Origin of the sequence: Streptomyces sp. NPDC093094 (assembly GCF_044754345.1) — a bacterium.
Classification (GTDB): domain Bacteria; phylum Actinomycetota; class Actinomycetes; order Streptomycetales; family Streptomycetaceae; genus Streptomyces.
In genome coordinates this window covers 61,404-80,246 of the sequence record NZ_JBIVOX010000006.1, presented here as the reverse complement: position 1 = coordinate 80,246, position 18,843 = coordinate 61,404, and the positions used below count along the sequence as shown (strand labels likewise).

The 18,843-nt window shown below is 74.1% G+C and carries 13 protein-coding genes; 4 read left to right on the top strand and 9 right to left on the bottom strand.

Features of this window, described 5'->3' with window-relative positions; translation table 11 throughout:
* Nucleotides 1-55: 55 nt before the first annotated feature.
* Together ACIQGV_RS13885 and ACIQGV_RS13880 are read right to left on the bottom strand one after the other, a co-directional pair.
* On the bottom strand, nucleotides 56-2,134 hold the full coding sequence (locus tag ACIQGV_RS13885) for a SpoIIE family protein phosphatase (RefSeq protein ID WP_402494224.1): 2,079 nt from the start codon (nucleotides 2,132-2,134) through the stop codon (nucleotides 56-58).
* Nucleotides 2,135-2,329: 195 nt separating this feature from the next.
* A complete protein-coding gene (locus tag ACIQGV_RS13880; protein WP_402494222.1) occupies nucleotides 2,330-4,090 on the bottom strand; it encodes a SpoIIE family protein phosphatase in 1,761 nt (586 codons plus the stop codon).
* A 211-nt stretch (nucleotides 4,091-4,301) separates the two neighbouring features.
* On the opposite strand from ACIQGV_RS13880, the gene ACIQGV_RS13875 reads away from it, so the two are divergent.
* Nucleotides 4,302-5,399 (top strand): hypothetical protein, encoded by a 1,098-nt coding sequence (locus ACIQGV_RS13875; RefSeq protein WP_402494220.1) that lies wholly within the window; start codon nucleotides 4,302-4,304, stop codon nucleotides 5,397-5,399.
* A gap of 251 nt (nucleotides 5,400-5,650) precedes the next feature.
* On the opposite strand, the gene snpA is transcribed toward ACIQGV_RS13875, so the two are convergent.
* The gene (gene snpA / locus ACIQGV_RS13870; RefSeq protein WP_402494218.1) at nucleotides 5,651-6,334 is read right to left on the bottom strand and encodes a snapalysin; all 684 of its coding nucleotides are present in this window, start codon (nucleotides 6,332-6,334) and stop codon (nucleotides 5,651-5,653) included.
* Between the two features lie 183 nt (nucleotides 6,335-6,517).
* On the opposite strand from snpA, the gene ACIQGV_RS13865 reads away from it, so the two are divergent.
* Complete coding sequence (locus ACIQGV_RS13865) at nucleotides 6,518-7,564, top strand: LysR family transcriptional regulator (RefSeq protein WP_402494216.1); 1,047 nt, start codon at nucleotides 6,518-6,520, stop codon at nucleotides 7,562-7,564.
* A gap of 548 nt (nucleotides 7,565-8,112) precedes the next feature.
* Here the strand turns inward: ACIQGV_RS13865 and ACIQGV_RS13860 are convergent.
* A complete protein-coding gene (locus ACIQGV_RS13860) occupies nucleotides 8,113-8,694 on the bottom strand; it encodes an SUKH-4 family immunity protein (protein ID WP_402494214.1) in 582 nt (193 codons plus the stop codon).
* Between the two features lie 155 nt (nucleotides 8,695-8,849).
* Between ACIQGV_RS13860 and ACIQGV_RS13855 the strand changes: the two genes are divergently transcribed.
* Together ACIQGV_RS13855 and ACIQGV_RS13850 are read left to right on the top strand one after the other, a co-directional pair.
* Nucleotides 8,850-10,220: a pyridoxal phosphate-dependent decarboxylase family protein gene (locus ACIQGV_RS13855; RefSeq protein WP_402494212.1), complete on the top strand. Its 1,371-nt coding sequence runs from the start codon at nucleotides 8,850-8,852 to the stop codon at nucleotides 10,218-10,220.
* A gap of 119 nt (nucleotides 10,221-10,339) precedes the next feature.
* A complete protein-coding gene (locus ACIQGV_RS13850; protein WP_402494210.1) occupies nucleotides 10,340-11,584 on the top strand; it encodes a serine hydrolase domain-containing protein in 1,245 nt (414 codons plus the stop codon).
* A 104-nt stretch (nucleotides 11,585-11,688) separates the two neighbouring features.
* Here the strand turns inward: ACIQGV_RS13850 and ACIQGV_RS13845 are convergent, their stop codons facing one another.
* From ACIQGV_RS13845 to ACIQGV_RS13825, 5 genes are all read right to left on the bottom strand, one after another.
* Nucleotides 11,689-12,765: an aldose epimerase family protein gene (locus tag ACIQGV_RS13845; protein ID WP_402494208.1), complete on the bottom strand. Its 1,077-nt coding sequence runs from the start codon at nucleotides 12,763-12,765 to the stop codon at nucleotides 11,689-11,691.
* Nucleotides 12,766-12,918: 153 nt separating this feature from the next.
* Nucleotides 12,919-14,049, bottom strand: a complete 1,131-nt coding sequence (locus ACIQGV_RS13840) for a LacI family DNA-binding transcriptional regulator (RefSeq protein WP_402494206.1) — start codon at nucleotides 14,047-14,049, stop codon at nucleotides 12,919-12,921.
* A 117-nt stretch (nucleotides 14,050-14,166) separates the two neighbouring features.
* Nucleotides 14,167-15,222, bottom strand: a complete 1,056-nt coding sequence (locus ACIQGV_RS13835; RefSeq protein WP_402494204.1) for an ABC transporter permease — start codon at nucleotides 15,220-15,222, stop codon at nucleotides 14,167-14,169.
* A complete protein-coding gene (locus ACIQGV_RS13830) occupies nucleotides 15,219-16,196 on the bottom strand; it encodes an ABC transporter permease (RefSeq protein ID WP_402494202.1) in 978 nt (325 codons plus the stop codon). The genes ACIQGV_RS13835 and ACIQGV_RS13830 overlap by 4 nt, the downstream gene beginning before the upstream one ends.
* Nucleotides 16,193-17,941 (bottom strand): sugar ABC transporter ATP-binding protein, encoded by a 1,749-nt coding sequence (locus tag ACIQGV_RS13825; RefSeq protein WP_402494200.1) that lies wholly within the window; start codon nucleotides 17,939-17,941, stop codon nucleotides 16,193-16,195. Before ACIQGV_RS13825 ends, ACIQGV_RS13830 begins: the two co-directional genes overlap by 4 nt.
* Between the last annotated feature and the right edge of the window lie 902 nt (nucleotides 17,942-18,843).

Sequence of the window (18,843 nt, the reverse complement as noted above, 5' to 3'; positions counted from 1 at the left end):
GCCGTCCGGGGGCGTGCCCCGCGAGGCCGGTGCCCCGGACGCCGGTGGGACCCCCTCAGGCCGACGGCCGCCGGCGGGCGGGGAGATGGGCGATGAGCAGGGCGATGTCGTCGTCGGCGGACGCCGGCACGAGCCGGGCCAGCAGGCCGTCGCACATCGCGTCGAGGGAGTGGAAGGGCTCGGCGAGGGCGTCCGTGAGTTCGGCGAGACGTTCGTCGATGTCGCTGCCGCGCGACTCGACGAGCCCGTCGGTGTACAGCACGAGGAAGCTGCCCGGCTCCAGGGTGATGTCGGTCGTGGTGTAGCGGGTGCCACCGACCCCGAGAGGGACGCCGGGCGGCAGGTCGAGGAGGCGGACGGCGCCGTCCGGAGCGACGACGGCGGGCGGGGGATGCCCGGCCCGGGTGAGACGGCAGTGGCCGGTCGCCGGGTCGACGACGGCGTACAGCAGCGTCGCGAGCATCGGTTCGGCCAGGTCGTCCAGCGTCGCCTCCAGCTGGTCGAGGATCTGCCGCGGCTCCAGGTCGAGGCGGACCAGCGCACGGACACTGGCGGAGAGCCGGCCCATGACGGCGGCGGCGGCGATGCCGTGGCCCATGACGTCCCCGATGAGCAGGGCCGCCTTGCCGCCGGGCAGACGCAGCACGTCGTACCAGTCGCCGCCGACCTCGTTGGCGTCACTGGCGGGCAGATAGCGGTGGGCCACCTCGATGCCCTCCGGCGCGGGGATGTGCTGGGGCAGCATGCTGCGCTGGAGGGTCACGGCGGTGTCGTGCTCACGGTGGTACAGGCGGGCGTTGTCGATGCTGATCGCGGCGCGGGCGGCGAGCTGGGTGGCGAGGGCGACGTCGTCGCCGTCGAACGCGGCGGCCTCGCCGACGCGGTAGAAGGTGGCCATGCCCAGCACGAGGTCGCGGGCGACGAGCGGGACCATCATGAGCGAGTGCACCCCGAGCGTCAGCAGCTGGGCGGGCCGGGCGGTGTGGCGGCCGGCGGCGGCGATGGCCCCGGCGTCCAGGCGGGCCAGCAGGAACGGGTGCCGTCCGGTGAGGGCCTGGGTGTAGGGAGCCCCGCTGGGGAAGACCAGGGTGCGGCCGAGCGGGGCGAGGATGTCGGTGACCGCGGAGCCGGTCAGCGGGGCCTTGCCCAGGCGGCGCAGACCGACTCCGCCGGTCAGCCCCGGGCCCGGATCGGCGCCGTGGGCGAGGCTGTCCAGTATGTCGACCGTGGCGGCGTCGGCGAGCCTGGGCACGGTGAGATCGGCCAGTTCCTGCGCGGTGCGCTCCAGGTCCAGGCTGGAGCCGACCCGTATCGACGCCTCGCTGAGCAGGGCGAGACGGCGCCGTCCCGCCTCGGCCTCGATGTAGGCGCGCTGCTGGTCGGTGATGTCGAGCAGCGAGGCGATGACACCGATCGGCCGCTCCCCGGGGTCCTCGACACGGACGTAGGAGCACGACCACACCCGGTCGCGGTCGGGGTCGGCCGGGGTGCGGCCGACCCGGCGGCGGTCGAGCACCGGCTGCCCGGTGTCGAGGACGCTGCTCATCGCCTCCTCCATGTCGTGGGCGTTGACCTGCGGGAGCAGCTGGGACAGCCGTCTGCCGATGTGGGCGGACTCCGGCAGGCCGTTCATCCTCTCCAGGGCCCGGTTGACGCGCAGGAACCGCAGTTGTGTGTCGAGCACCGCGATACCGACCGGGGAGCGGGCGAACAGCCCGTCCCACACGGCCGAGGAGCCCCGGATCCGGCGGGCCGCGTGCGCGTCGGCGGCGAACACCATGACCGCGGACGTGTCGCTGCGGCGGTCGGTGACCGGACCGGCCCAGATCTCCAGCTCGACCGGGTGCCCGTTCGCGTGCCAGGCGGTGACGGTGCCCATCACGCCCCGCCCGCCGGCGACCGCCTCCCACAACGACCGGCCCAGAGTGCGGTCCGCGCCGGGGTGCAGCAGTTCGGCGATGTGCCGTCCGACCACCTGCTGGGGGGTGTGGCCCAGCAGGTCCTGCGCGGCGCGGTTCCAGCGCACGACGGTGCCGTCGGCGCTGGTGGCCACCTGCGCCATCGCCAGCGCGCCCATCCATCCGCCGGCGTCCCGGGCGGCACCGCTGACCAGTTCCTCCACCGGCTCGCTCACGGGCCGCCTCCTTGTCGCCGACGGGCAGCGCGCCCGCGGGCGGGGGACCGCACGGGCACACGCGGCCGTCGGCCCCGCTGCCACCTCACCATGGTCACCCCGCCGGCACCCGAGCGCCCCTTCGGCCCGCAGGGCCGTCCGGGCCGTCCGGGCGGGGCGGCCGGGGTGGCCCGGGGCGGCCGGGCGGGGCGTGTGTCAGGACGGCAGGTCCTGCTCCGCCCAGACGACCTTCCCGGCCGGGGTGCGGCAGGCCCCCCAGCGCCGGCACAGCATGTTGATCAGCTGCAGCCCCCGGCCTCCCTCGTCGCTGAGGTCGGCGTGCTGGATCTGCGGCAGGTCGGGGCCGGTGTCGGACACCTCCACCGACAGCCGCTCGTGCCGCACCAGCCGCAGCTCACCCGGGGCGTTGCCGTAGCGCAGGGCGTTGCCGACCAGTTCGCTCACCACCAGCTCGGTGCTGTCGACCAGGTCCTGCAGCCCCCACTTCACCAGCAGCCCGCGCACGGTGCGGCGGGCCTGTGAGGCGGCCGATCCGTCGGGCGGCAGCGTGCACACGTACGCGTCGCTGTCCGGGGTGAGCGCGACCGTGCCCGCGACGACCACGACGGCGTCGTCCGAGGGGTCGCCGCCCTCCTGCCCCCGGACCGCGTCGCAGACCGCCGCCGCCTGCGGTTCGGCCGTGCGGGCGGTGCGCAGCAGAGCGGCCAGCTGGTCCTCCACGTCCGCCGTGCGCGATCTGATGAGCCCGTCGGTGTACAGCAGCAGCCGGCTGCCCGGGGGCACCACGCACTCGATCGGGTCGTACGGGATCACACCGGTGCCCAGCGGTGCCCCGACCGGCGGCTCCAGGAACGACACGGTGCCGTCCGGGGAGGTCAGCAGCGGCGGCAGATGGCCGGCGCTGGCGATGCGGAAGGTGCTGCCGTACGGGTCGTACACGGCGCACAGACAGGTGGCGACCTGGTCCTCCTCCAGGTCCCGGACGGCGAGGTCGAGGCGGGCCAGGACCCGCTCGGGCGCGATGTCGAGTGCCATGAGCGTCCGTGCCACCGTGCGCAGCCGGCCCGTGGTCGCCGCCGCGGCCAGTCCGCGGCCCATCACGTCCCCCACCATCACCGCGCTGCGGCCGCTGGGCAGCGCCACCACGTCGAACCAGTCGCCGCCGACCCCGGCCGGGTCCGGCGTGGGGGTGTAGCACGAGGACACCTCCAGCCCGGGGGTGCGGGGGGTGGCCCGGGGCAGCAGGGTCCGCTGGAGGGTGACGACCTGGATGCGCTCCCGTCCGTACAGCCGGGCGTTGTCGATGTACACGGCCGCCTTCGAGACCAGCTCGGTGGCCAGCGCCAGATCGCCGCGGGTGAAGGAGGGACGCCTGCCCGCGCGGATGAAGTCGGCCAGCCCGAGCAGCATGCCCCGCGCGATCAGCGGGACCGCCATGTACGAGTGGACGCCCGCCCGGCGCATGAGGTCCGCCGCCGCCCGGCCGGGGGCCACCGCCGCGTAGTCGGCCGGGGACATCCGGTTGAGCATGACCGGCCTGCGCGAGGTCAGGCACTGGGCGGACAGGCGCTGAGGGGTGTACACGGACAGCTGGCCCACGGGATCGGGGGCGAGATCCAGCCCGTCGACCTCGGACACCGCCATGGCCCGCAGCAGGGGCGCCCCGCTCCCCGTGCTGCGGTCGCCCTCCTCGAACCGGAGCACCGACTCCAGCAGGTCCACCGCACAGCCGTCCGCGAGTTCGGGCACGGTGAAGTCGGCCAGCTCCTCGGCTGTACGGCGCAGGTCCAGCGTGGTGCCGATGCTCAGGCCCGCGGCGTTCAGCCAGGCCAGCCGGTGGCGCGCGGTGAGGGTGTCGGCGACCGGCGAGAAGACGTCGCGCAGTGCCCGGTGCCCCCTGAGGAACCGGTGCACCGGCCCCTGCGCACCGTCGGCCGCCCGCTGTCGTCCGCCCACGGCACCTCCGTCACGTTCTCCTTCCACCGATTCTGCCCGTGGCTCCGCCGCCGCGCCTGTCCCCCGCCGGAACGCCTTCCGGACCGCGGGGCCCGCACGGCGGACCCCGGCCGCCCCCGGATCTCCGGGAGCCCCTCCTGGCACGTACGGAACCGTCCGGGCGGCCGCTGCCCTCTCTGAGGGCGGGCTCGCCCTGTTGAACGACGTACGAATGGGGGTTGTTGTGAGCCAGGTGCTCTATCGCGAGCGGTCGTGGAACCCGCTGGCGCGGACCGTCGAGCTGACGGACGACGGGCTGCGCAGGGGCGGCCGGGACATGCCGTCGGACGAGCTGAACCTCGCCGCCATGGCCGAGGCGTTCCGGCGCGGGTACTGGCTCGGCGGCGGCGGGACGGAACGCCCGCTGGGGGATCTGGCGGCCGGGCCCGGCGTCGTCCCCGTGACCCGTGTCACCGGTACCACGAGGCCGCTGAAGGCGCGGCGGGCCGCGGAGTTCGCGCGTGCGCTGGGGGAGTTCGCCGTACGCCGCTGCGGCGGCGCGGACGAGGTGGCGGCGCTGGCCGCCCGGGCCCGGACCGAGGGCGTACCCCTGTGGATCGCCCGGCGGTTCGCGCCGGGACCCGCCGGGCCGATCGCCGTCGCAGTGGAACGCAGTCTGGTCCGGGTCGACGTGTGGGGCCCCGACGCTCCCGTCGTACGGATCAGGGCGCCGTACGGTTTCCGGCGCGCGGGTCACGACCGGTCGCACGGGCTGCGGCTGAGCGTCGGCGGCGCCCCCGCGGAGGTCGGCTTCAGGAGGAGGCGTGAGTCCGGGGACCGGGTGGAGATCTCGCTGTCCGGGCGGCGATGGGAGCTGCGGCGGGAGGACACGAAGAGTTCGTGGCTGCTGCGCGACGACCGGCGCGTCGCCCTGCTGACCCGTCCCCGGCGACGGCGGAGGCCCGAGCCCGGCGGCGTCCTGCTGCCGCTGGGCCCGGTGCGGTACGAGGGTGCCGACCCGCTGGACGCCGTCATGGCGCAGGCCGTCGCCGTCGCCTTCGGGATCGGGGACACCACGGGCGCGGCGCGCTTTCGCGACGAGCGGCGGCGCCGGTCCAACGGCGGGGACCCGGTCGCGGCCGACGAATGGTGGGAGCGCCCCTGGTTCAGCAACCTCGGCAAGGGGCGCGACGACAACGAGTTCGGCGGCGCCGACGGCTGGGGCACGGACGGTGACGGAGGCGGTGACGGAGGCGACTCCGGCGGGGGAGACGGCGGAGGAGGCGACGGTGGAGGAGGCGACGGCGGCGGCGGGGGAGGCGGTGACTAGGAGGCAGGGGCGGAGGCGGGGCGGCCGGGAGGCGGTGGCGGCCATGACGCGGGCAGGGCGCCGGCCGCGCCCCGGGCACGCCGCGCACTTCGCCGTCACGCACCGGCTCTCACGCACCCGGCCTCCCTGTGCCACGACGGTACGGACCGCGGGTCGGCGCCGCGGTCCGTACCGTCAGGTCCCGGCGGGCGGGAGGGAAGGCGTGCCCGTCCGGGTCACCGGTGTCAGCGGGACCTGAGCACCGGAGCCGGTTACTGCTTCACCTGGGCCAGAGCCTTGGCGAGGCCGTTGGCCCAGAGCTGGTTGACCCGGGCGCGCTCGGTGGCGTTCGGGTACCGGTTGGTGCAGGACGGGCCGGGGCCGCCGCCCGACATCAGTTCGCTGCACGGCCCGCTGTAGTGGTCGGGCAGACCCAGCACATGGCCGGTCTCGTGCGTCGTGACCCGGATCGAGTCGTACCGCTGGTTCTGGGCGTAGTCGAGGAAGATGTACCCCCGGCCGTGGCCGTTGGTGGAGGCGTAGGACCCGCGCGAGTCGTTGCCCTCGTAGAAGCTGAAGTCGGCGCTGCCCGACGTCGCCTGGAGCTTCACGTTCGACACCGAGCTGTTCCAGATCGAGGCGGCGCTCGATATCTGGGAGCGGAAGCTCGGGGCCTGGTTCGGGTTGTAGTAGACGGTCACCGCCGCCAGGGCCGACCGGCCGGCCTGCCGCTTCGCGACCGACTTCACCACGGCCTCGAAGAACGCCTTGTTCGCGGCGTTCTCCGAAGAGCCGACGTATCCGGCGGCCGCCGTGCGGGCCGGGGCCGTGGTGGGGCTCTGGGCGCTCGCCGGGCCGGCCGAACCGAGCGCGGCGGAGGCCAGACCGAGGCCGAGCGCGAGGGCCAGAAGTCTCCTGGACCTCTTCGGGGTGGTGCTCGTGCCGGACTGCTGCATGTGGGGGGCTCCTACTCGTCCCGTGGGGTTGAACGATCGGTCGCCCATGAGTCTCGAACAGTTCAACGGGCCTGCGGATGATGGCATTTGGGGATAGCACGGAGCTATCCGCGGCCGACTCGTCCGCTTTCGTTGGAACTTGAACATCTGGTGTGGTGTCCCGCATCGCCCTACGCTCCCTCCATGGAGCTCGAGGTGAGGCACCTGCGCGTTCTCTGTGCCATCGCCGACACCGGCAGCCTGCACAAAGCGGCTCGGGAACTCGGTATGGCACAGCCCTCGTTGAGCACCCAGCTGCGGCGTATCGAGACCGCGCTCGGGGCCCAGCTCTTCGTGCGTGCCCGCACCGGCTGCCGGCCGACCCTGCTGGGGCTGGACGTCCTGGGCCGGGCCCGGCCGCTGGTGGCGGAGTTCGAGGCGATCGTCACCGAGGCCAGGGCGGCGGCCGCCCGCGCCGCGGACGGGTACCGCCTGCGCATCGGCGCCACCGCGAGCAGGGCCATCCCCGGCTGGCTGCGCCGGCTGCGGGCACGGGAGCCCCGCATCCAGCCGGCGCTCCAGATGAACGTCTCCGCGAGGTCCCTGCTGGACATGGTCGCCGCGGGCCGGCTCGACATGGCCTTCGTGCACGAGGTCGAGGGCAGCCCGCTGCGCGTCCCGCAGGGCCTGTGCCTGCGCGTGCTCGTCGAGCGCGAGCCGCAGTTCGTGACCCTCGCCGCGGACCATCCGGCGGCCTCACGGCGTCAGGTGCGGCTCGCCGATCTGGCCGGGGACCGGTGGATGGTCGATTCCACGGTCGACGGCGAGTGGGACGGCCTGTGCCGGGTCCTGCGCTCCGCGGGCCTCCAGCCGGAGATGCTGCACGGCGACTACCTCACCGCGTACTCGCTGGCCGCCATCGGCGAGGTGGTCACCGTCAGCCAGCCCACGGCCCACCCCCGCCACGGCCTCGCGATCCGCCCGCTGGAGGGCGATCCGATCGGCGTACGTCTGCTGCTGGCGGCCCGCACGGAGGCCGAGCTGGACGAGGTCTACCCGGAGCTGGAGGAGGCGTACTGGTCGGTCGTCCGTGAGGCTCCGGCCTATGTGGAGTGGCTGGAGCGGGCGCGCACACCGGGCGTACGGCGCGGTGTCCGTCCGGATCCGGCCCCGCGGATCCGGCAGGTCGTGGCCGGGCCGCGGACGCCGTCCGACCGCCGGCCGGCATCCGTCCCGGGCCCATGGCCCTGACCGGCGTCCCGGGCCGCCGCCCTTCCGGGCCGTCGCCCTTGCGGGCCGTCGGCCTTGCGCCCTTCCGGCCTTGCGCCCTTCCGGGCTTGCGCCCTTCCGGCCTTGCGCCCTTCCGGGCTTGCGCCCTTCCGGGCTTGCGCCCTTCCGGCCTTGCGCCCTTCCGGGCTTGCGCCCTTCCGGGCTTGCGCCCTTCCGGGCTTGCGCCCTTCCGGGCTTGCGCCCTTCCGGGCTTGCGCCCTTCCGGGCTTGCGGTCCTGATCGGTGTTCTGGGGTGTGGGTCCTGGCTGTCTTCGCGGGCTGTCGGTTCTGATTGCCGGCTTCCTGGGCCGCGCGTCGATCGGTGTTCCGGGCGCCGGTTCTGGCTGTCTTCGCAAGCCGTCGGTTCCGACCGCCGGTCTTCCGGGCCCGTGGCGCTGACCGGTGTTCCGGGGTCCGGGCCCGGCCTCCGGGGTCCGGTCCTGGCCGGGGTGTCGGTCCTGGCCGACGCCCCGGAGCGTCCGGACCGGGTCCCGGAACACCGGAGCGTCAGTGCCGGCCGGTGTCCGTGCTCATTCGAGATCCTCGAAGACGCCGTCCCAGAACGCGGAGTCCTGCACGTTCGGGTCGCGGGCGACCAGGCGGTCGCGCAGCTCTGCCGCGGCGGCCGCCCTCGCGTCGTCGTCCGAGTCCAGGGCCCCGCCCGCCTCCGCGATCATGCCGAGCAGCACGGCCAGGTCCTGGAGGGACTCGGCGGCGGGCCCCTGCCAACCCTCCGCGTGGTCCCAGCCGTTGGGGTCGTAGTGGGTGATGCCGCCGTCCGCCGCGTCGAGCATCAGATGCTGGTCGCCCCAGAGCGCCACGGTGAAGCAGAAGTTCTCGGGCGGGGAGTCGTCGTCGGGGTAGCGGTTCCCGTAGAGCTCGTCGGCGTCGAACGGGTGCAGCCCGTCCTTGTCCCGCACACACCTCGTGTCGATCCCCAGGTCGTCCAGACGGACCGCCGGAAAGCCGACCGTGAGCAGGAACTCCCTGGACGGGGCGTGGGTCAGTTCGGCCGGCAGAGCGGCCTCCGCGGGGCGCCACAGCGATCCCTGGCCCAGCCGTTCCTCCAGCCATGCCGCATCCGGTGTCCCCGGTGTGCCGTTGCTCTTCACTGTGTCGCCCCCATGCGTCGCGCGTCGTCCGGCCGTTGCCGCCCCAGTCAATCGCACGGCCGACGGCGCCGGACGCGAGGGGCCGGTGATCAGGGATCCTCCAGGGACATCCGTCCGGCTTGCACGCCGACGGCCCCCGTCCCATAGTGCGAGGTATGGACGCGCGCGAGAAGGCGCTCTTCCAGGCCCACGGACATGCCGTGCGCTGGCTGGCCGGCCTGTCCGACCGGCCCGTTCCCGCGCGCGCCGGGGTCGAGGAGATCGTGCGCGCGCTGGGCCCGGACCTGCCCGACGGTCCGACGCCGCCCGACGAGGTCGTCGATCTCCTGGCCACCGCCGGCGAACCCGGCCTCACGGGCTTCCCCGGCGGCCGCTTCTACGGATTCGTCGTCGGCGGCACCCTTCCCGCCGCACTCGCCGTCGACTGGCTGGTCAGCGCCTGGGACCAGAACTGCGTGATGCGTGCCGCGTCCCCCGCCTACGCGGCGGCGGAGGACATCGCCGCCGCGTGGCTGCTCGACCTGCTGCGACTGCCCGCGGACAGCGGGGTCGGCTTCACGACCGGTGCCACCATGGCGAACTTCACCTGCCTCGCCGCCGCGCGGGACGCCGTCCTCGCCCGTGCGGGCCGCAGCGCGGCCCGTGACGGGCTCGCGGGCGGGCCGGCCGTGCGGGTCGTCGTCGGTGCCGACCGGCACATGTCCGTCGATCTGGCCCTGCGCTATCTCGGCCTCGGAGCGCCGGACCCCGTGGAGTCCGACGACCAGGGACGCATCCGGCCCGACGCCCTGCGGCGGGCCCTGGCCGACGGCCCGGCGGGGCCCACCGTCGTGGTCCTTCAGGCGGGCGACATCCACACCGGCGCCTTCGACCCCTTCGGGCCCGCGATCGGTGCCGCCCGCGAGGCGGGGGCCTGGGTGCACATCGACGGGGCCTTCGGGCTCTGGGCCGCCGCGAGCCCGCGCCACGCCGGCCTGACCGCGGGATGCGAGGACGCCGACTCCTGGGCCACCGACGCCCACAAGACCCTCAACGTCCCCTACGACTGCGGTCTGGCCGTCGTGCGCGACGCGGACGCGCTGCGGTCGGCGATGGGCCTCCAGGGTGCCTATCTGATCCACGACACCCGCGGCGACCCCGTCGACACCGTCCCCGAACTCTCGCGCCGCGGACGGGCCTTCCCCGTCTGGGCCGCCCTGCGGTCGCTCGGCCGCTCGGGAGTGTCCGACCTGGTCGGACGACTGTGCCGGCATGCCGCGTCCTTCGCCCGGGGCATCGCCGGGATCGACGGTGCGACCGTGCTCAACGACGTGGTCTTCACCCAGGTCTGCGCCGCCTTCGAGGACGACGCCCGCACCGACCGGGTCATCGACCGGCTCCTCGACGACGGCACCACCTGGATCAGCGGATCCACCTGGCGGGGCCGTCGTGTCCTGCGCATCTCCGTCAGCAACTGGTCCACCGGGGACGACGACGTCGCCCGCACCCTCGACGCCCTCCGCCGGGCGGCGTCCCGGCAGCGGTGAACAGGCCCCGGCAGCGGCCGCGGCGACCCGGGCGGCACACGCGGGCCTGACGGGTGATGTTCGCGCGGGTCGGCCGCCCGCGGCCCGCCGTGCAGGGGGCTCCGGCCAATACTCCGGCCATGAGACCAGCCCGTTCCCTGCCACGGCGGCGCCTCGCCGTGGCCACCGCACTCACCGCACTCACCACGCTCGTCGCCCTCGGCACCCCGGCCGTGGCCACCCGGGGCGCCACCGCCGGACACGGTCACCACCGGCCCTGCGCCGACTCCCGGAAAGCACCCGACCGCGGCCCGGCACGCGACATCCTGCGGATCGCGGAGCAGGCCAAGGCGGACATGGGCCTCAAGTCGGTGATCCTGCGGGTCACCGTCGACGGCCGGGACGTCCTCACCACCGCCCTCGGCGAGTCGATGACGGGGGTGCCGGCCGACCCCGCCATGCACTTCCGCAACGGCAACATCGCGATCAGCTACCTGGGCACGGCCCTCCTGCGGCTGGTCGACCAGGGCACGGTCCGCCTCGACGATCCCGTCGCGCGCTGGCTGCCCGGCCTCCCGGACGCGGAGCGGATCACCCTGCGCATGCTGGCCTCCTCCACCACCGGCCTGCACGACTACGTCAAAGCGCCCGGCTTCCAGCGGGCCGTCGTCGCGAACCCGTTCCGTCGGTGGACACCCGAGGAGCTCGTGTCGATCTCCACGAGCCGGGAACCGTGGTACGCCCCGGGCACCAACTGGAACTACTCGCACGCCAACTTCGTCCTCCTCGGCGCCGCCCTGGAGAAGATCACCGGTACCCGGCTGGACGTCCTGCTCCGGCGCCAGATCACGGGCCCGCTCGGACTGCGCGAGACGCGCAACAGCTTCACGCCCGACATCCCGGCACCCGTGCTGCACGCCTTCACCGCCGACCGCGGGACGTACGAGGAGTCCACCTTCTGGAACCCCTCGTGGACCACCGCCCCCGGCGCGGTGCAGACCACCGACATCTGCGACCTGGCCCGCTCGGCCTCCGCGATCGGCTCGGGCGAACTGCTCTCCCGGTCCTCCTACCGGGAACTGCTGGACCCGGGGACGGTGGGCCTCGGCCACGCCACCGCCACCTGCCCGGCGCAGGTCTGCATCGCGCAGACCGAGGCCACCCACTACGGCATGGGCGTGATCGTCCTCGGTGACTGGATCGCCCAGCACCCCCTCTTCTTCGGCTACTCCGCCTCGATGGACTACCTCCCGTCCGAGCGCCTGGCCATCGCGGTGTCGACCACGCAGGATCCCGGCGCCCCCGGCGGCCACAGCGCCCACACCATCGCCCAGCGCATCGCCGCCGCCCTCGCCCCGGACCACCCCGTCCCCGACTTCGGCTGACACGCGGCCGCGCCGCTGCCCGGATCCCCGGGCGGACCTCCGTCCGCCCGGGGATCCCCCACGTCAGGGTTCCGTCAAGGCCGTGGCCGCCGCCGTGAGAGCCGTCAACCGGCGCCCACCGCCGTGAAGCGGTACTCGGTACGGCGGCGGGCCTTCGTGCCGGGCCGCAGGACGGCGCTCGGGTAGTCCGGCCGGTTGGGGGCGTCGGGGAGATGCTGGGTCTCCAGACAGATCGCGCCGTGGCGGCGCAGCGGGCGTCCCTCGGGATCGGCGAGCGAACCGTCGAGCTGGTTGGCGGTGTACACCTGGAGGCCGGGAGCCGTGGTCCACACCTCCAGCACGCGGGCCCTGCCGGGGGCGGCCAGCCGTGCGGCACGGCGCAGCGGGACGGACTCGCCCTCGGACAGCACCCAGCAGTGGTCGTAGCCGCCCGCCTCCCGGATCTGGTCGTCGTCGGCGAGGACGGCGTCGCCCAGGCGGCGGGGCTCGGTCAGGTCGAAGGGGGTGGCCGCGACGTCCTTCGGCGGGCCGAGCGGAATGCCCCCGGAGTCGACGGGGAGGTAGTGGATGCCGTCCACCTGGAGGGTGTGGCCGAGCACGTCCTCCCCGTCGCCCGCGAGATTGAAGTAGGCGTGATTGGTGAGGCTGACGACGGTCGGGCGGTCGGTGACGGCGCCGAACTCCAGGGCGAGGGTGCCGGCGGCGTCGAGGGAGTAGGTGGCCGTGACGTCGAGCGCGCCGGGGAAGCCCATGTCGCCGTCGGGGCTGTGCAGTTCCAGACACAGCGCGACCGTGTCGCCGTCGGTGACGGGTGTCGCCCGCCACACCTTGGTGTCGAAGCCGCCGGGCCCGCCGTGCAGGGCGTGGCCCCGGTCGTTGACGGGGATCCGGTGTGCCGAGCCGTCGAGGACGAACCGGCCGTGGGCGAGACGGTTGGCGTAGCGGCCGATCAGAGCCCCGAGGTAGGGACTCCGGTGTGCGTACTGGTCGAGTGAGGGGAGCGAGAGGACCACGTTGCGCGTGCGGCCCTCGGGGTCGGGCACGCCCAGGGCGTGCAGGACGCCTCCGTACGTGAGCACCTCGGCGTACACCCCGGAGGGGGATTCCAGTCGCCAGAGTTCGACGGTCTCTCCGGTGGGGGCGGTGCCGAAGGGCCGGCTGTGTATGCCGGGTCGGGGCATGGTGAGTCCTCGGGACGGCGAAGGGGAAGGGGGCGCGGTGCGGGACGGACGGCGGCAGGGCCGTCGCGGGGTCGTCGTGGTGCCGGCGGCACGCGGAGGGCGTGTCCCCGGCCCGCGGCGTGAGGGGTGTGCGGAGTGAGGGTGTGCGCGGGGTCAGCCGACGTCGGCGGGCCCCGGGGTGCCGTCCGCGGTGCGGCCGGCGTCGTCGGCGGGTGCGGCGGGTGCGGCGGGTGCGGCGGGTGCGGCGGATGTCGGCGGCGAGGCGGTCACGGTGTGCGTGCCGCCCGTGGACTCCCGGACGACGAGCCGGTAGCCGGGCCGGATGCGCCGGGGTTCGGACACCGGGCCACCGGTGAGCCGTTCGACGAGGCGGTCGACCGCGTGCCGGGCGATGGCCTGCTTGTCCGGGGAGACCGTGGTGAGGCTGGTCGTGGCGTAACGGCTCTCCTCGATGTCGTCGAAACCGACCACCGCGATGTCCTCGGGGACCCTGAGACCGTGTTCCGTGAGGGTGCGCAGGGCACCCAGGGCGATGAGGTCGTTGTAGGCGAAGACCGCGTCCGGCCTCGCCCCCCGCTCCAGCAGGGCGGCCATGGCCGCCGCGCCGTCGCCGCGGCCGTAGCCGTCGGTGGCCACGACCAGCGTCTCGTCCGGCTCCAGCCCCGCGGCGACGAGTTCCTCGCGCCAGCCCCGCAGCCGCAGATGGGCCGGCTGCCGCTCGCGGCCGGTGCGCGAGCCGAGGAAGGCGACACGCCGCCGCCCGAGGCCCAGCAGATGCCGGACCGCGCAGCGGGCGGCCGCCACGTTGTCGATGGCGATCTGGTCGTACGGCGCGTCGTACTCGCGCTCGCCGAGCAGCACCAGCGGCGACGTCTCCTGCCGGGCGAGGAGGTCCTCGTTCTCCAGGTGGATGGGGCTGAGGATCAGCCCGTCGATGACATGGGAGCGGAACTCCTGGCTGACCAGCAGTTCCCGCTCGCGCAGTCCCGCGGTGTGGTCGACGAGCACGGTGTAGTCGTGCTGGGCGGCCGCGTCGATGACGGCGCCGGCCAGCTCGGCGAAGTACGGGTTGCCGAGCTCGGGCACGGCGAGGGCGATGATGCCGGTGCGGCCCTTGCGCAGATGCCGGGCGGTGAGGTTCGGACGGTAGCCCAGCTCGTCGATGGCCTGCTGCACCCTGGCGCGCATCTGCGGTGTGACGTGGGGATAGTTGTTGACCACGTTGGAGACGGTCTTGATCGACACGCCCGCCCGCTGCGCGACGTCCTTGAGGCTGACCCCCACGAAACTCCTCCGGTTCGGCTCTGAACGGTTCCTGATCGGCCCAGGGCCGGTGCGGTCCTGGCTTCCTGCCGGGCCGCACCGGCCCGGTGGACGGGCACCTCGTGGGACCCGTCGGCGTCAGAGCGTTCTTCTGCTGCGTGAAATGTACCGCTGTGTGACGACCACCAGAATCAGGAAGCCGCCGCTGACCACCGACTGGTACGAGGAGTTGAGCGAGCCGATCTGGTTGATCAGGTTCTGGATGACGGCCAGCAGCAGGACGCCCCACAGGGTGCCGCTGACCGACCCGGCCCCGCCGACCAGGAGCGTGCCGCCGATGACGACGGCGGCGATCGCGTCGAGCTCCATGCCGGTGCCGATGATGGTCACCCCGGAGGAGAGCCGGGCCGCGTTGACGGCGCCCGCGAACCCGGCGAGCAGGCCGCTCAGCACGTACACCGTCACCTTGGCGCGGGCGACGGGCAGGCCCATGAGGGTGGCGGCGTCGTTGCTGCCGCCCACGGCGAACAGCGTCTGCCCGAAGGAGGTGCGCTGAAGGAGCAGACCGCCGGCGCCGAACAGGACGAGCGCGACGACGATCGGGTAGCCGAAGCCGCCGACGGTGCCCTGGCCGAACTCGGCGAACGCCGAGCCCTTGGGGACCAGATAGGTCGTGGCGCCTTCGTCGGTGATCGCCAGCAGCAGACCGCGGGCGCCCAGCAGGGAGGCGAGGGTGACGATGAACGGCGCCATCCCGGCGCGGGCGATGAGCAGCCCGTTCAGGGTTCCGATCGCGCCGCACACCACGAGCGGGACGAGCAGTGCCGGCAGCAGCCCCCACTGCGACGCCCACGCGGCGAGCACGCCGCCCAGGGCGAAGACCGAACCGACCGACAGGTCGATGCCGCCGGTGATGATCACGAGGGTCATGCCGAGTGCCACGATCGCCAGGAACGACGCCTGCACGAGCACACCGCGGGCGTTGTCGAGGCTGGCGAAGGTCGGATAGGCGAAGGAGCCGATCAGGACGACGACGATCAGGACCGCGAGGACGCCCTGGCGCTGGACCAGCGCGGCGAGACGGTCCCGGCCGGAGCCCTCGGAGGCGGCCCGGACCTCGGCGGATCCTCCCCCGGCCGGGGCGGGTGCCGGCGCGCTCGTCTGCGGAGCGGTGACGGATGGCGTGGAGTTCATCGGGATCGACGCTCCCGTGCGACGTAGACGGCGGCCACGATGATGGCGGCCTGGGCGATCTGGGCGGTGGAGTCGGGCAGGTCGTGCTTGACGAGGGTGGCGCGCAGCAGCTGCATCAGGAGCGCACCGGCCACGGTGCCCAGGACCCGGATGGAACCTCCGCTGAGCGGTGTCCCGCCCACCACGACGGCGGTGATGGCGGACAGCTCCATGAGGGTGCCGAGCGAGGAAGGGTCGCTCGCGGTGAGACGGGCGGTGGCGAGCACACCGGCCAGGGCGGCGAGCATTCCGCACAGGACGTAGACCCCGGTGAGGACGCGCTTGACGGGCAGTCCGGCGAGACCGGCCGCCTTGCGGTTGCCGCCGATGGCGACGACCTGGCGCCCGAACGTCGTCCGGTGCACGAGGAAGGCGACGGCGCCCGCGAGGACACCCGCGATGAGGACGACCAGCGGGACGCCGAGGAAGCTGTTCGTGCCCAGGGCCAGCAGATCGGGGTTGACGATCTGCTTGAGCTGGCCGTCCGCCATCACCAGGGCCAGGCCGCGTCCGCCGACGAACAGCGCCAGCGTGGCGACGATGGGTTGCAGTCCCACCACCGACACCAGGGTGCCGTTGATCGCGCCGACCACGGCACCGGCGAGCAGCGCGACGACCAGGGCGGGCACCAGGCCGTAGCCCAGATAGAGCGGCAGCAGCGCGGCGGCCAGGGCCATGGCGGAGCCGACGGACAGGTCGACGCCCTCGGTGCCGATCACCAGGGCCATGCCGAGGGCCACGATCACGATCGGGGCGACCTGGATCAGCTGGGTGCGGAGGTTGTCGACGGTGAGGAAGTGCTCGGTGAAGAAGGCGTTGAACAGCAGGAGTCCGGCCACGGCCGAGTAGACGCCGTACTCCTGGAGCCATGCGACGGCGTTCGCCCGCGTGGCGCGGCCGGCGGCGGCCGGTGCCGCGGTGGCCTGGGTGGTCATCGGGGGTCCTCCTCGGTGCCCGGTTCCGGGTCCTGTCCCGGGGCGGGGGGTGCGGTGGTGTCGGACGGGGGCGCGGCGTCCGGGCCGGTGCCGGGTTCCGTGCCCCCGGTGCGGGGCGCCGGGGTCTTCGCGAGGGGCGCCGGGCCGCCGGAAGCCGCTTCACGGGCCGGCTCGTCCTGCGGCGCGTGGTCGGCGAGGGCGGCCAGCAGGGCGTCCTCCGACACCTGCTCACCGACCAGTTCGCCCGCCGTGCTGCCGCTCCTGAGGACGACGATCCGGTCGGCGCCCTCGACCAGCTCCTCGATGTCGGAGGAGATCAGCAGGACGGCGAGGCCCTCCTGGGCCAGTTCGTCGATCAGCGCCTGGACCTCGGCCTTGGCGCCCACGTCGATGCCCCGGGTGGGCTCGTCCAGCAGCAGCACCTTCGGCTCCAGGCACAGCCAGCGGGCGAGGAGCACCTTCTGCTGGTTGCCGCCGGACAGCTCGCCGACCTTCTGCTCGGGACTGGACGCCTTGATCCGCAGCCGCTTCATGAAGACGTCCACGACCCGGTCCTGCTGCGCGCGCGAGACGACACCGGCGCGGGAGAGGCGGGGCAGGGCGGCGAGGACGATGTTCTCGCGGACCGAGAGACCGGGGACGATGCCCTCGGCCTTGCGGTCCTCCGGCAGCAGGCTGACACCGGCCCTGATGGCGCTCGCGGAGGTGAACCGGCCGACCTCGGACCCGTCGACGCGGACCTCTCCGGAGTCCAGGGGCAGCGCGCCGGCCAGTGCCTTGGCGGTCTCGCTGCGGCCGGACCCGAGCAGTCCGGCGAGGCCGAGGACCTCGCCCGGGTGGAGCTCCAGCGAGACGCCGTGCAACTGGTGACGGCGTGTCAGCCCGGTCGCGGTGAGCACCGGCCGGCGCTCGATGTCGTGGCCCTCGGCCCCGAAGCTCGTCACGCCGTGGCGGCGCACCTCGGAGATCTCCCGGCCCAGCATCATGGAAACGAGCTGCATACGGTCCAGTTCGGCGAGCTCGCCGGTGTGGACGTGCCGTCCGTCGCGCAGGACCGTGACCCGGTCGCAGATCCGGTAGAGCTCGTCCATGCGGTGGCTGACGTAGACGACGGCGATGCCGCGCCGCCGCAGGTCGCCGATGACACGGAACAGCGTCTCCACCTCGCGCGGTTCCAGGGAGGAGGTGGGCTCGTCCATGACGACCACCTGGGCCTCGACGGACACCGCCCGGGCGAGCGCGACCATCTGCTGCGTGCCGAGGCCCAGGGTGTGCAGCGGCAGACGGGGGTCGACGGTGATGCCGAAGCCGTCCAGCAGCGCCGCGGCCTCGGAGTGCATCCGCGTGAAGTCGATCAGCCCGATACGGTTCCTGGGCTCGCGGCCGAGGAAGATGTTGCGGGCCACGCTCATCAGCGGGACGAGGTTGACCTCCTGGTAGATGGTGGAGATGCCGGCCGCCTGCGCCTCGAAGGGGCGCGCGAACTGCACCGGCTTCCCGGACAGCAGCAGTTCGCCGCTGTCCGGCCGGTGCACGCCGGTGAGCACCTTGATGAGCGTGGACTTGCCCGCGCCGTTCTCACCCACGAGCGCGTGGGTCTCACCGGCGCGCAGGGTGAACGAGACGTCGTCGAGGGCGACCACGCCGGGGAAGCGTTTCCCGACGCCGCGGGCCTCCAGCACCGCCTGGACGGCCGGCGGCTTCTTGCCGCTCGCCGCGGACGCTGCCGCTTCGGGGAGTGCCATGAACGTGGCCTTCCGGAGAGAGAACTGGGACGGAATGGTGGACGGGCCGCGGCGTGCCGACCGGGGAGGGAACGAGTGACCGGGCCTTGCGGAGGGTGCGGGACGTGAGGTGACGGACACGGGAGACCGCCGGGCGGAGAGGCCGCCGCGAGGCGGGGAGTCCGGGCGGAGGGGAACGAGGGGAACGAGGGGGTGGAGAGGGAGGGGCGGAGGGGCGCAAGGAGGAAGGGGCGGAGAGGGAGGGGCGGAGGGGCGAAGGACGAAGGGGTGGAGAGGGAGAGGCGGGAAGGGAGCGAGGCGGGAAGGGAGCGAGGCGGGAAGGGAGCAAGGCGGGAAGGGAGCGAGGCGGGAAGGGAGCGAGGCGGGAAGGGAGCGAGGCGGGAAGGGAGCCAAGACGGAAGCGGCGGCAGAAGGTCCCGCCTCCGGCTCCGCCGTGAGGCTCCCGGCTTCGGCCCCGCTCCGGCTGCCGAAGGGTTCGCCCCCCGGCCTCGGCCGGAAGTCTCACCACCGGTCCCGGGTGTCGCCCGCCCGGCTTCGGGACTCACTTCCGCCGACGGGATTCGTCTCCCCGCCTCCGCCTCGGGATCTCGCCCTTCCGCCTCGGCTCAGCGCCTCGGCCCCTGCCCCGGTCCCGGCCCCTGCCTCGGTCCCGGTCCCGGCCCCTGCCCCGGTCCCGGCCCCTGCCCCGGTCCCGGCCCCTGCCCCGGTCCCGGCCCCGGTCCCGGCCCCTGCCCCTGCCCCGGTCCCGGCCCCTGCCCCGGTCCCGGCCCCTGCCCCGGTCCCGGCCCCGGTCCCGGCTCCGTCCTCTGCTCCGGCCCTGATCGGCCGGACCTCGCTCCTGCCGCCCAGGGTGGAGGCGGGACGCGTCGTCCACGGCGCGGGGAGGCCGGGCGGGCATCCCG

Coding starts and splice junctions, on each gene's coding strand:
- ACIQGV_RS13865 (WP_402494216.1), top strand. CDS start 6,518: ATGGAGCTCGAGGTGAGGCACCTGCGCGTTCTCTGTGCCATCGCCGAC.
- snpA (WP_402494218.1), bottom strand. CDS start 6,334: ATGCAGCAGTCCGGCACGAGCACCACCCCGAAGAGGTCCAGGAGACTT.
- ACIQGV_RS13850 (WP_402494210.1), top strand. CDS start 10,340: ATGAGACCAGCCCGTTCCCTGCCACGGCGGCGCCTCGCCGTGGCCACC.
- ACIQGV_RS13855 (WP_402494212.1), top strand. CDS start 8,850: ATGGACGCGCGCGAGAAGGCGCTCTTCCAGGCCCACGGACATGCCGTG.
- ACIQGV_RS13835 (WP_402494204.1), bottom strand. CDS start 15,222: ATGAACTCCACGCCATCCGTCACCGCTCCGCAGACGAGCGCGCCGGCA.
- ACIQGV_RS13845 (WP_402494208.1), bottom strand. CDS start 12,765: ATGCCCCGACCCGGCATACACAGCCGGCCCTTCGGCACCGCCCCCACC.
- ACIQGV_RS13875 (WP_402494220.1), top strand. CDS start 4,302: ATGGGGGTTGTTGTGAGCCAGGTGCTCTATCGCGAGCGGTCGTGGAAC.
- ACIQGV_RS13830 (WP_402494202.1), bottom strand. CDS start 16,196: ATGACCACCCAGGCCACCGCGGCACCGGCCGCCGCCGGCCGCGCCACG.
- ACIQGV_RS13825 (WP_402494200.1), bottom strand. CDS start 17,941: ATGGCACTCCCCGAAGCGGCAGCGTCCGCGGCGAGCGGCAAGAAGCCG.